Source organism: Candidatus Clostridium helianthi (genome assembly GCF_045310795.1).
Classification (GTDB): Bacteria; Bacillota; Clostridia; order Clostridiales; family Clostridiaceae; genus Clostridium; species Clostridium helianthi.
Genome location: NZ_JBJIAB010000001.1, coordinates 121,602 through 134,553, shown reverse-complemented (window position 1 = coordinate 134,553; position 12,952 = coordinate 121,602). Strand labels below are relative to the sequence as shown.

General features: G+C 30.7%; 11 protein-coding genes. All 11 read left to right on the top strand.

Annotated features, from left to right (window positions below; genetic code table 11):
* Position 1 precedes the first annotated feature (1 nt).
* The 11 genes from ACJDTP_RS00585 to spoIVA all read left to right on the top strand — a co-directional run bounded on the left by ACJDTP_RS00585 (position 2) and on the right by spoIVA (position 12,905).
* Complete coding sequence (locus ACJDTP_RS00585) at positions 2-1,708, top strand: sensor histidine kinase (RefSeq protein WP_406760196.1); 1,707 nt, start codon at positions 2-4, stop codon at positions 1,706-1,708.
* Positions 1,709-1,910: 202 nt separating this feature from the next.
* Positions 1,911-2,819, top strand: coding sequence for a phosphate ABC transporter substrate-binding protein (locus ACJDTP_RS00580; protein WP_103698101.1), 909 nt, complete (start codon positions 1,911-1,913; stop codon positions 2,817-2,819).
* A gap of 23 nt (positions 2,820-2,842) precedes the next feature.
* Positions 2,843-3,736 (top strand): phosphate ABC transporter permease subunit PstC, encoded by an 894-nt coding sequence (gene pstC, locus ACJDTP_RS00575; RefSeq protein ID WP_103698102.1) that lies wholly within the window; start codon positions 2,843-2,845, stop codon positions 3,734-3,736.
* A complete protein-coding gene (gene pstA / locus ACJDTP_RS00570) occupies positions 3,736-4,620 on the top strand; it encodes a phosphate ABC transporter permease PstA (protein WP_406760195.1) in 885 nt (294 codons plus the stop codon). Before pstC ends, pstA begins: the two co-directional genes overlap by 1 nt.
* A 9-nt stretch (positions 4,621-4,629) precedes the next feature.
* A complete protein-coding gene (pstB, locus tag ACJDTP_RS00565) occupies positions 4,630-5,379 on the top strand; it encodes a phosphate ABC transporter ATP-binding protein PstB (protein WP_077844587.1) in 750 nt (249 codons plus the stop codon).
* An 18-nt stretch (positions 5,380-5,397) separates the two neighbouring features.
* Positions 5,398-6,060, top strand: a complete 663-nt coding sequence (phoU, locus tag ACJDTP_RS00560; RefSeq protein ID WP_406760194.1) for a phosphate signaling complex protein PhoU — start codon at positions 5,398-5,400, stop codon at positions 6,058-6,060.
* A gap of 262 nt (positions 6,061-6,322) precedes the next feature.
* On the top strand, positions 6,323-6,985 hold the full coding sequence (gene phoU / locus ACJDTP_RS00555) for a phosphate signaling complex protein PhoU (protein WP_077844585.1): 663 nt from the start codon (positions 6,323-6,325) through the stop codon (positions 6,983-6,985).
* 379 nt (positions 6,986-7,364) lie between these two features.
* Positions 7,365-8,699 (top strand): DUF512 domain-containing protein, encoded by a 1,335-nt coding sequence (locus ACJDTP_RS00550; RefSeq protein WP_078114842.1) that lies wholly within the window; start codon positions 7,365-7,367, stop codon positions 8,697-8,699.
* Positions 8,700-8,757: 58 nt separating this feature from the next.
* Positions 8,758-10,074, top strand: coding sequence for a ribosome biogenesis GTPase Der (gene der / locus ACJDTP_RS00545; RefSeq protein WP_406760193.1), 1,317 nt, complete (start codon positions 8,758-8,760; stop codon positions 10,072-10,074).
* A 2-nt stretch (positions 10,075-10,076) separates the two neighbouring features.
* On the top strand, positions 10,077-11,069 hold the full coding sequence (locus ACJDTP_RS00540; protein ID WP_270563665.1) for an NAD(P)H-dependent glycerol-3-phosphate dehydrogenase: 993 nt from the start codon (positions 10,077-10,079) through the stop codon (positions 11,067-11,069).
* 357 nt (positions 11,070-11,426) lie between these two features.
* Entirely contained in the window at positions 11,427-12,905 is a 1,479-nt protein-coding gene (spoIVA, locus tag ACJDTP_RS00535; protein WP_011968476.1) for a stage IV sporulation protein A, read from the top strand.
* Positions 12,906-12,952 lie beyond the last annotated feature (47 nt).

Sequence of the window (12,952 nt, the reverse complement as noted above, 5' to 3'; positions counted from 1 at the left end):
AATGAAAAACAAAATATTAACTTCAGTTATTATAACAGTGTTATTTGCATTATTAATTGTAGCATCTTCTTTTATTACAATAATAAATTTAGAACAAATTAAAAATACAAAGGAACAACTTAGAAACATAAATTTGCTAGTTTCTGAACTTAATGATGTTACTGATATTAGCAGAAATGATTATGAAGAGTTAAAAGCATTAAATAATACGAAAATAAATGGTATAGACGTAAGATTTACTCTTATAGATGATGATGGAGTTGTCTTATATGATAATGAGCAGAAGAGTAATGAAAATCATAAGGACAGAGAAGAAGTTAAGAAAGCAATGGAAACTGGTGAAGGCTATTCAAAGAGATATAGCGAGACAATTAAGTCAGACTTAATATATTATGCGACTAGGCTTAACAATAATTTTGTGATTAGAAGCTCTGTAAGCATAAATTCTGTTACTATAATACTTAAAGAAAATATTAAATATTGTTTTGGAATATTGCTTGTGGTTATGCCGTTTTCTTTATTTTTATCATTAAGACTAGTTAAAAAAATTGTTGATCCAGTTAAAGAGTTAGAAAGTGTAACTTTGAAAATGACTCATGGGGACTATAAAATAAGAGCCAATATTAGTACAAATGACGAGCTCGGAACTTTAGGAAATAGCTTCAATAATATGGCGGAACAGTTACAAATAAAGATTCGTGAAGTTATAGACAATCAAAATAAAATAGAATCAATATTAAAAAGTATGGAAAGCGGTGTTATAGCCGTGGATAATTGCAATATGGTAATTTCAATTAATCCATGTGCAGAATCATTGCTTGGCATTAAAAGAAATATTGTAGGCGAATATTTATTAGACCATATAAAGGATTATGATATAATAAAATTCTTAGAACAAGATGATGTAAGTGATAAAGAAATAAAAATACGTCATCCAATAGAAAGGGATTTCAAAATCAAGAAATCAGCTATGGTAGATGGAATGGAAGGCGTAGGAAAGGTTATAACTTTTCAAGATATAACTGATATAAATAGAGTAGAACTTATGAGAAGTCAGTTTGTTGCTAATGTATCTCATGAATTGAAGACTCCACTAACATCTATTAAAGGATTTGCTGAAACTTTAAAATTCGTTAAGGATGACGAAACAAGAGAGAAATTTTTAGATATTATAGATAAAGAAGCTGAACGGTTATCAAGACTTATAAATGATATATTGGTGTTATCTAATATTGAAAGCAATTTAGCAGTTGATATGCATGAGTTTGAACCGGGATCAGTGATTGAAGAAGTAATTAATATAATGAGAAAAACTGCTATTAATAAAAATATTAAATTAGAATTTAAAGATAACAATAATGAGAAGATCTTTGGAGATAGAGATAAATTCCATCAACTAGCTTTGAATTTAATAGAAAATGCAATAAAATACTCTAAGGATATTTCTGGGAAAGTAGAAGTGTTAAGTTATAATGAAAATAAATATTATTGCTTAAGAGTAAAGGATAATGGAATAGGAATACCTAAGGAAGATATATCAAGAATCTTCGAACGATTTTATAGAGTTGATAAATCAAGAAAAAAAGGTGGAACAGGTCTTGGCTTAGCAATTGTAAAACATATTGTTAAAATTTTTAACGGAGAGATTTATGTTAAAAGTGAGCTTGGAGTAGGAACATGTTTTGAAGTAAAAATTCCATATTTATAACAGATAATGCGTAAAGTAGCAAAAACTTTACGCATTTTTTTATTATTATCAAAGGTATGTTAAATTTTCTTAACATCTCTCTAATATAACTTAACAATTCTCTAATAATAGATTAACTAAGAGGGTATATTATAGGATATGTAATAAGAAACAATTTAACCAACATAATTTATGTCGAATTTATTGATGGAGGGAATGTATAATGAAAAAAAGAACGTTAAAGTTAGTCGTAGGGGCTTTGTTAGTGACAGTTATAGGAAGTGCAATGGTTGGGTGTGGAAGCTCATCAAATAAATCAGAAACAGGTACAAAGACTGAATCAAGCGATAAAGTAAGTGGATCTATAACTCTAAGTGGTTCATCAGCCTTACTTCCATTAATGGAACAAGCGATTGAAACATATAATAAGGAAAATCCAGATGCAGAAATTAGTGCTCAAGCAGGTGGATCAGGTACAGGTCTTACTCAAGTGCTAGATGGATCAGTAGATGTAGGAAATTCAGATATTTTCGCGGAAGAAAAATTAGATAAGGATAAAGCAAGTCAGTTAGTTGATCATAAAGTTGTAGCAGAAGGTTTTGGTGTTGCGGTAAGCAAATCACTTGGAATAGATAATTTAACATCAGCTCAAGTCAAAGATATATTCTCTGGTAAAGTAACTAACTGGAAAGAAGTTGGAGGACCTGATAAGCCAATATTATTAGTTCATAGAACAGCAGGTTCTGGTACAAGAGCAACTTTTGAAAAGGTAATTCTTGGTGGAGATAAGTCAGCAGAAAACGAATCATTAGGAGTAACTCAAGATTCAAATGGAGCAGTTTTAAGTGCAATGAAACAAAATGATGGTGCAATTAGTTATTTAGGTCTTGCATATATGAACACACAAGAAGCTAAGGATGCTATAAAAATAGTAAAACTTGACGGAGTTGCAGCTGAAAAAGCAAATATAGCTGATGGATCATATAAGTTCTGGTCATGGGGACACATGTATACTAAAGGTGAAGCAACAGGAGTGGCTAAGAGTTTTATAGATTATGTTACAAACAAAGTTGATAAGTCAGTTCTAGATAATTTAGGATTTGTTTCAGGAAGTGAAATGAAAGTAAAATAATTTCAATTAAGGGATGAGTAAAGATGGAAAAAAGAAGTTTTAAAGAAAGGCTTAAAAATGAGTATTTGGGCCAAGGCTTTGCAGGGCTATGTGGAATATTAATAATAGTGATAACAATATCAATCATAGTATTTATAGCTTCAAAAGGGATAAGAATATTCACAAAAGATGGATATAGTGTCACAGAATTTTTATTCACAAATAATTGGAAGCCAAACAAAGGTGGAGAGCCTTCCTTTGGAGCTCTCGCTTTCATCTTAGGGTCAACCTTAGTGTCAGTAGGTGCAGTAATTATAAGTGCACCTATTGCTATTGCTTTGGCGATATTTGTGAATGTTATATCAAGTAAATTTGGAAAAAAGATAATTAAACCTTCATTAGAAGTATTAGTTGGAATACCTTCTGTTGTTTATGGTTGGGTTGGTATTTCTGTGTTAGTACCATTTATAAAAGGAAACTTTGGAGGAATGGGATTTTCTTTAATCGCAGGGATTTTAGTTTTATCATTAATGATTCTACCAACTATAGCGACGTTATCTATAGATGCTATAAGAACAATACCTCAAGATCACATTGAGGCATCATATGGCCTTGGAGCTACAAGATGGCAGACGATTTATAGAATAATAGTTCCAGGTGCCAAATCAGGGATATTAACAGGTGTAGTGCTTGGTATTGCAAGGGCTTTTGGAGAAGCGTTAGCAGTTCAAATGGTAATTGGTAACACTGTAAAGATACCTGATAGCATTACTTCCTCAATGGCAACATTAACAAGTATAATAACAATGGATATGGCTAATACTGTAGGTGGAACGCCATGGAATGATGCATTATGGACATTAGCATTAATTTTACTTGTGATTTCTTTTATATTTATAGTTATAGTAAGAGTAATTGAGAAAAGGAGTGCGGTATAATGAATGCAAAAAAAGTAGATAAAATTGCGACAGTTATATTTTATATAATAAGTATGCTCATAGTGGTTTTACTTGGTGCATTTATTTTATATATTTTATATAAAGGTGGAAGTATGTTAAAACCGTCATTCCTTTTTGGTAATCCAAAGCTTACAGGAGCAGGAGGAGGAATAGCACCGCAGTTATTTAATTCGTTTTATATGCTTGTTATTTCTTTGATTATAACAATTCCTATTGGTGTGGGAGCTGGAATTTATTTGGCAGAGTATGCTAAAGAAGGACCTATTCTTAAATTTATAAGAATGTCTCTTGAAACAATGTCTTCACTTCCATCTATTGTTATTGGTATGTTTGGATTACTGGTTTTTGTCAATATGGCGGGGTGGGGATATTCTATACTTGCAGGTGCTTTATCTGTAAGTATATTAAATATACCTTCAATGACTAGAATTTCAGAAAATGCAATAAATACAGCGAGCAAAAGGGTTAAGGAAGCATCTTTGGGGCTTGGAGCGACTAGATGGCAAACATTAGCGAAGCTTACAGTTCCGACAGCTATGGGAGAGATATTAACGGGTATAATACTAGCGGCAGGAAGAATTTTTGGTGAGGCAGCAGCATTTTTATATACTGCGGGATTAAGTTCTAAAAATTTAAATTTCAATACTATAAGTATGACTGGGAATAGTTCAGCATTTTCACTTTTTAGACCAGCAGAAACTTTAGCTGTCCATATATGGAAGCTAAATTCAGAAGGTGCGGTGGTTGATGCAGCTCAAATAGCTAATGGAACAGCGGCTGTGCTTATAATAGCAGTTCTCTTATTCAATGTTTGTGCAAGGTTAATTGGAAATAGATTGATGAAAGCTTATAGTGGGAAGTAGGAGATAGTTATGAATATTATAGAAACAAAAGATTTATGCTTATATTATGGTGATAATCAGGCTCTTAAAGATATAAATATGTCCATAAATAAAAATGAAGTTACAGCACTAATTGGACCTTCAGGTTGCGGAAAATCAACTTTCCTAAGAACTTTAAATAGAATGAATGATTTGATTGAGATTGTAAAAATAACTGGGGAAGTTTTTTTTGAAGGTAAGGATATATATAAGGACTATGATGATATATATTTAAGAGAAAGAATCGGAATGGTATTCCAAAGACCAAATCCATTTCCAATGTCAATTTATGATAACATTGCGTATGGACCTAGAATACACGGCACAAAAAATAAGAAGATCTTAGATGAAATAGTGGAAAAAAGCTTAAGAGGAGCAGCGCTTTGGGACGAGACTAAAGATAGGCTAAAATCAAGTGCGCTTGGAATGTCAGGTGGACAACAACAAAGATTATGTATTGCTAGAACATTGGCGGTTTCTCCAGAAGTAATTCTGATGGATGAGCCAACATCTGCATTAGATCCAATATCAACTGGAAAAATGGAAGAACTTATGGATGAATTAAAGAAAAAATATACAGTTATCATTGTAACTCATAATATGCAGCAAGCAGGAAGAATAGCTGATAAAACTGCATTCTTTTTAAATGGAGAAGTTATAGAGTACGGAAAAACAGAAGACATATTTTATAATCCAAGAGATAAGAGAACAGAAGATTATATTACAGGTAGATTTGGCTAAAAGGGGGCAATGATAATTATGACAAGGGGATCGCAGGATACAAGAGTAAAAAATATAAATAGAGAGCTGCTAAAAATGTCTAGTCTAGTTGAAAAGCAAATATATGATAGTTTGCTAAGTTTAAAAAAATATGATCTAGAAAAGGCTGAGCAAGTTATTAAGAATGATGATATTGTTGATGATATGCAAAAGATGATAGAAGAGGAATGTATCAAATTTATAGCAACTGAACAACCGCTCGCAACAGATTTAAGGAGAGTATTTACAGCATCTAAAATAGTGACGGATTTAGAGAGAATGGCAGACTATGCAGTAGATATATGCAAGATAACAAAGAGGATTGGGAAAAAGATAAGCTCATTTGAAAAAGGTTCAGAAGAATTATGGGAGATGGATGATAAAGTAAGAGCCATGATAAGAGCGTCTGTAGACTCATATATTAATGAAGATGAGGAAATGGCATATAAGGTTTGTGAAAAGGATGATGAAATAGATGCATTCTATAAATCTTTATTCTCTACTTTGATTAATTCAATAAAAGTAGATGAAAATCTGCTTCAAGAAGGAACTCAATTACTATTTGCAATAAAATACCTAGAGAGAATAGGAGATCATGTAACTAATATATGTGAATGGACTATTTTTTCAAAAACAGGTTCCTATGTTGATTTAAATGAATAAGATGTATGAGTATTATAAAGTGTCCTTAATTTATTGAGGACATTTTTATCATTTGATCATGAATTTCTTGACTTAGGTATTATATTAATGTAATATGAAAAAAATAAATTGAAAGCATAAAGTAAATATATCATATAATAAAATCATTCATAGCAGTTAATCGGAAATTTAATAAGAATCTAGTTAAGGATTATTTTTTATATGTAACTAAGGTGTAATTAGGTGTAAACGATAAATTTAAGTATGAAGGGGCAATGGAAGAATGACAAGAGGATCACAAGATGCTAAAGTAAAAAATATAAATAGGCAACTAGTAATTATGGCAGACTTGGTAGAGAAGCAAATATATGAAAGTATGCTGTGCTTAAAGAATTGTGACGTAGAAGTAGCAGATAAAATTATTAAGGCTGATGATAAAGTTGATGAATTACAAAAAATAATTGAAGAACAGTGTATTAAATTTATTGCATCAGAGCAGCCTTTGGCAACAGATTTGAGAAGGGTATTCACTGTTTCGAAAATAGTGACAGATTTAGAAAGAATAGCAGATTATGCAGTGGATATTTGTAAAATAACAAAAAGAATTGGTAAAAATGTTAATTCTCTTAAAAAGGTCTCAGAGGATTTATGGGATATGGAAAGAAAAGCAAGATATATGATAAAGGCATCTATAGATTCTCACGTTAATGATGATGATGAAATGGCATATAGAATTTGCAAAAAAGATGATGAGATAGATACTATATATAGATCGCTGTTTGCTTCTTTTATTAAAGCAATAAAAAAAGATGAAAGCTTACTTCAAGAAGGAACTCAATTGTTATTTGTAATAAAGTATTTGGAAAGAATAGGAGATCACGTAACTAATATATGTGAATGGACGATTTTTTCAAAAACGGGAGCTTATGTTGATTTAAATGAATAGAGATATATAAATGTAGGAAAATGTTCTTTTTATTAAGAACATTTTTTATTCTCTAGGAAATTATATTGTTGGATAATCTGTGGATAACTTATAAGAAAGGCTGATTTAGAAGGTTGGCTTTTAAAAGAGAATAAAAAAGAAAATATATTCGCCTGCATAAAATGTTCTTATATGCAGCATAGCTGCCATTTCTGATGTGCAGATTTTTCTCACATGCGTTCGAAAAGGCAGATGCGTAAAAAAATCTCCGGCTCCACAGTCACCTGCGATTTTGTTCTTTCAATTGTTTAAATATGTTTTAACAATATGAATTGTTGACTTAACTAAGGGTTTAATGTAATATAACAAAGATAAGAATGTTATAATAAGGGGTGAAAAAATGAAAAATATTATAACAAAAGTAACCTCTAATGGAATTGCAGAGGAAGTCGGGATAGAAGAAAATGATATATTATTATCTATTAATGATAAGAAAATAAATGATATTATAGATTATAAGTTTTTGTCTGCGGATGAAGAAATTGTGTTAGAGATAGAAAAACCTAGTGGTGAGATATGGGAAATTGAAATTGAAAAAGAGTATGGTGAAGACATAGGAATAGAATTTGGTGGAGGCATCATGGATAAGGCAAAATCATGCAGTAATAAATGTATATTTTGTTTTATTGATCAGCTGCCTAAGGGAATGAGAGAAACATTATACTTTAAAGATGATGATTCAAGATTGTCATTTTTACAAGGAAATTTCGTGACATTAACAAATATGAAAGATGAGGACATTGATAGGATAATAAAATATCATATAAGTCCAATTAATATTTCTGTACATACAACTAATCCAGATCTAAGGGTTGAAATGCTAAATAACAGATTTGCAGGCAATGTTCTTGAAAGAATGCAAAGACTGGCTGATGCTGGTATTACAATGAATGCACAAATAGTTTGTGTTCCAGGAATAAATAATGGAAATGAACTTAAACGAACAATTGAAGATTTATATAAACTTTATCCAGAAGTTTCAGATGTAGCAGTAGTTCCTATAGGTATTACTAAGTTTAGGCAAGGACTTAAGCATGTTAATACGTATACAAAAGAACAATCTATTGAAGAAATCAATAATATTAAGGAATTACAAGATATATATATTAAAGAAACTAGCAAGCCATTTGTAAGATTATCTGATGAATTTTATTTAGTAGCAGGTAAAGAGATTCCGAATGAGGAATTTTATGATGATTATCATCAAATAGAAGATGGTATAGGAATGGTTAGATGCTTTAGGGATGCAATAGATAGCACTTTAGATGATTTAAGTTCAAATATGAAAGGAAGCTTTTCGATTGTTACAGGAGCGTTGGCTTATAATGAGTTGTTAGAAGCTAGCAATAAAATAAAGGAAAGAAATCCTAATATACAGCTTGATGTTTATAAGATAATAAATAATTATTTTGGAGAAACAATTACTGTAGCAGGACTTTTAACTGGAACTGATATAATAAATCAGATGAAGGGAATAATAAATACTAAGTATTTAATAATGTCTAATAACATGTTTAGAAAAGGCTATGAATTATCTGATTCTAATGAGCAGATAATGCTGGATGATATTAAAATTAAAGATATTGAATCAGCTTTAGATGTTAAGGTAATAGTAGTCGACTATACAGGTGAAGATTTAATAGAAAAACTTAATGAGGCATGTGAAGAAAAATAAAATAGCGTGATAGCTTGTTATTTTTGAGTATGTCTAGATATAAAGAGGAGGAATTTTAATGGGTAAACCGATAGTTGCCATAGTTGGAAGACCAAATGTTGGAAAATCAACTTTGTTTAATAGATTGGCAGGAAAAAGAATTTCAATAGTACAGGATACACCAGGAGTTACAAGAGACAGAGTGTATGCAGAAGCAGAGTGGTTAAATTATAATTTTACCATGATAGATACAGGTGGTATTGAACCAGAGAATAATGATATTATTATAAAACAAATGAGAAGACAAGCGAATATTGCAATTGAGACAGCTGATGTAATAGTATTTATAGTTGACGGTAAAGAAGGATTAACAGCTGCAGATAATGAAGTGGCTACTATGCTTAGAAAGAGCAAAAAACCAGTAGTTTTAGTTGTTAATAAAGTTGACAATTTAAAAGATGAAAATAATGCTTATGAATTCTATAATTTAGGAATAGGTGATCCTATAACAATATCAGCAGGTCAAGGATTAGGTCTTGGTGATATGCTTGATGAAGTAGTTAAGCATTTTGACAAATCTATTTATGATGAAGAAGAGGATGAATATATTAGAATAGCAATGATTGGTAAGCCTAATGTAGGGAAATCTTCTTTAATTAATAAGTTATTAGGTGAAGAAAGAGTAATAGTCTCTGATGTACCTGGTACTACAAGAGATGCAATAGATAGTTACTTAGAAATAGAAGAAGGTAAGTTCATATTAATAGATACAGCTGGTCTTAGAAGAAAGAGCAAGGTAAAAGAAGAAATTGAAAGATATAGTGTTGTAAGAACTTATGCAGCAATTGAAAGAGCAGATGTGTGTATACTTATGATTGATGCAACAGAAGGAATTACAGAACAAGATGAAAAAATAATAGGTTATGCTCATGAATTGAGAAAAGCTATTATGGTTATTGTTAATAAATGGGATTTGGTTGAGAAGGATGATAAAACTTTAGATAATTTTAAAAAGGATCTACAATCAAATTTAAAGTTCTTAAGTTATGCTGAATACCTATTTATATCTGCACTAACAGGTCAAAGAACTAATAAAGTGCTTAAGTTAGCAAGATATTGCTATGATAACTACAATAAGAGAATTTCAACAGGTATATTAAATGAGGTCATAAGCAAAGCTGTACTTATGAAGGAACCGCCTATTGTTGGAATTAAGAGAATGAAAATTTACTACGCGACTCAAGTTGCAACTAAACCACCTAAATTTGTGTTCTTTATAAATGATGAAAGTGCAAGACACTTCTCATATGAAAGATATTTAGAAAATCAATTGAGAGATAGTTTTGATTTCAAAGGAACTGGAATACAAATTGAATACAGACAAAGAAAGGAATAGTTATGAGTAAAATTACTTTTTTAGGAGGAGGAAGCTTTGGTAGTGCCTTAGCTGTTTTACTTGCAGAAAAAGATAATGTTGTTAATATATACGATAGAGATAAGAATGTTGTTAATGAAATAAACATTAAGAGAACAAACGAAAAGTATATGAAAGATTTTGCAATTCCTAAAGGAGTAACTGCATTTAATAGTATTGAAGAAGCAATAGATGGTGCTGATTATATAGTTTTATCAGTACCTTCCCATGTAATTAGAAGTATGTGTATAGCTATTAAAGGAAAAATCTCTAGAGATATTCCTATAATATCTATTGCAAAAGGTATTGAGGAAGATACAGATAAAAGATTATCAGTTGTAATTGAGGAAGAATTAGATAATCCAGTTGTAGTTTTATCAGGACCAAGCCATGCTGAAGAAGTTGTAATGAAGATACCAACTACAATAGTTAGTACATCTAAAGAAATGAAATTTGCAACTGATATTCAAGATTTATTTATGACACCATATTTTAGAGTCTATACTAATGACGATATAATAGGAGTAGAAGTTGGTGGCGCTGTGAAGAATGTAATTGCGTTAGCTGCAGGAGTTATAGATGGTCTTGGGTATGGAGACAATACAAAAGCGGCACTTTTAACTAGGGGGATGAAGGAAATCTCTAGAGTTGGGATAGCACTTGGTGGAAGAGCGGAAACTTTTTACGGATTAACCGGTATGGGAGATTTAATAGTTACTTGTACATCTATGCATTCTAGAAATAGAAGAGCTGGTTTACTGATAGGTAAAGGTATGTCTCTTGAAGATGCTTTAAAAGAAGTAGGAATGGTTGTTGAAGGAGTAAAAGCTTGTAGAGCCTTTTATCAACTGAAGGAAAGAATAGGTATATCAATGCCTATAACAGATGGGCTCTATAAAGGATTATTTGAAGGAAAGAATGCTAAGTCTATTATTGATGAACTCATGAATAGAGACAAAAAGAGTGAATTATTTTAATATTTATAGCATTGAAATTATAAGTATACTTTGGAAATTTATATTGAAGTTATTTGTACCAGCTATACAAAAAAAGATTAATTTTTTGTATAGCTGGTTTTGTATTTTCAAATGTTAGTAAATTATAGTTTGATTAAATCCATCCGTAGGTTTGAACATGTTGGCTACTATTTTTTTATTCTTTTTTGATTATGCCTAATTCTGATATATAGTTTTAAAGATAGGAATTTTAATATGATTTTAATCATATATTTAGTGATTAGAATTGTGTTAAAATTTTTTATTTATTATATTTGTATATTTTAAATAAAGGATGAATATATATATATTGGAAAAAAGAATATGGGAGGGAAAAATGTGGACAATTTTAACATATACAAAGATATAGCCGATAGAACCCAAGGGGACATATATGTAGGAGTCGTAGGACCAGTTAGGACAGGGAAATCTACATTTATCAAAAAGTTCATGGATCTTATGGTAATACCTAAAATTGATAATACTTATAAAAAGGAAAGAGCAAAAGATGAGTTACCACAGAGTGGCTCAGGAAAAAATATTCACACAACAGAACCTAAATTTGTACCTAATGAAGCAGTAGAAATAAATTTAGGGGATGAAATAAAATTTAAAGTAAGGATGGTTGACTGCGTAGGATATATTGTAAAAGGAGCATTAGGATATCTAGATGGTGAGGAAACTAAAATGGTTCATACACCATGGTATGATTACGAAATACCTTTTGAGGATGCAGCAGAAATTGGGACAAGAAAAGTTATAAAAGACCATTCAACAATAGGATTAGTAATTACAACTGATGGAAGTATAACTGGAATAGATAGAAATGACTATGTAGAACCAGAAGAAAGAGTAATATATGAATTACAGTCACTAAATAAACCATTTATTGTAGTTCTTAATACTAATAAGCCTAATTCTCAAGAAACTAAGGCATTGAAAAAAGAATTAGAAGATAAATATAATGTAACTGTTCAAGTTATGGATGTTTATAATATGGAAGAACAAGATATTGAGGATTTATTTAAACACGTACTTAAGGAATTCCCTGTAAAAGAAATAAATATTGATATGCCTGAATGGTTAGAGAAATTAGAATGTAACCATTGGCTAAAAAAAGATTTTTTCAACATAATTATGAACATGAGTCAAGATGTCTCTAAGGTAAGAGACATAAAATACTGCTTAAATGATTTTGAAAATGAAGACTTTATGGGAAAAGCAACTATAAATGAAGTTGATTTAGGCAGTGGAACAGCAAAAATATCTATGAAACCTAAAGATGGAATTTTCTATAAGGTTCTTAGTGAGATATGTAATTTAGAAGTTGGTTCAGAAAGTGACTTACTCAGCATAATAAATGACCTAAGTCATGCAAAATGTGAATATGATAAGGTTAAAGACGCATTAGAGGATGTAAGAGAGAGTGGCTATGGATTGGTTGCACCACAACTTTCAGAAATGAAGTTTGAGGAACCTGAAATAGTTAAACAAGGTAATAAATATGGAGTTAAATTAAAGGCAAGTGCTCCAAGCTTACATCTTATAAAGTGTGATATTAAAACTGAGATAAGCCCTATAATGGGATCAGAAAAGGAATCCGAAGAACTAGTAAAAGGCCTTCTAGAACAATTTGAAACAGATCCAGCTCTTCTTTGGCAAAGTAATATGTTTGGAAAATCTTTAGAAGTGTTAGTAAAAGAAGGATTACAAAACAAGCTATATAAAATGCCGGAAGATGTTCAAGTTAAGATTCAAAAAACTTTGCAGAAAATTATTAATGAAGGTAATGGTGGATTAATCTGTATAATACTTTAAAAAATCTGATATAAAGATTTTTATAATTTAATCCTAACAAAGTGTTG

Coding starts and splice junctions, on each gene's coding strand:
- phoU (WP_406760194.1), top strand. CDS start 5,398: ATGACAAGGGGATCGCAGGATACAAGAGTAAAAAATATAAATAGAGAG.
- ACJDTP_RS00585 (WP_406760196.1), top strand. CDS start 2: ATGAAAAACAAAATATTAACTTCAGTTATTATAACAGTGTTATTTGCA.
- ACJDTP_RS00540 (WP_270563665.1), top strand. CDS start 10,077: ATGAGTAAAATTACTTTTTTAGGAGGAGGAAGCTTTGGTAGTGCCTTA.
- pstB (WP_077844587.1), top strand. CDS start 4,630: ATGAATATTATAGAAACAAAAGATTTATGCTTATATTATGGTGATAAT.
- ACJDTP_RS00550 (WP_078114842.1), top strand. CDS start 7,365: ATGAAAAATATTATAACAAAAGTAACCTCTAATGGAATTGCAGAGGAA.
- ACJDTP_RS00580 (WP_103698101.1), top strand. CDS start 1,911: ATGAAAAAAAGAACGTTAAAGTTAGTCGTAGGGGCTTTGTTAGTGACA.
- phoU (WP_077844585.1), top strand. CDS start 6,323: ATGACAAGAGGATCACAAGATGCTAAAGTAAAAAATATAAATAGGCAA.
- pstC (WP_103698102.1), top strand. CDS start 2,843: ATGGAAAAAAGAAGTTTTAAAGAAAGGCTTAAAAATGAGTATTTGGGC.
- der (WP_406760193.1), top strand. CDS start 8,758: ATGGGTAAACCGATAGTTGCCATAGTTGGAAGACCAAATGTTGGAAAA.
- pstA (WP_406760195.1), top strand. CDS start 3,736: ATGAATGCAAAAAAAGTAGATAAAATTGCGACAGTTATATTTTATATA.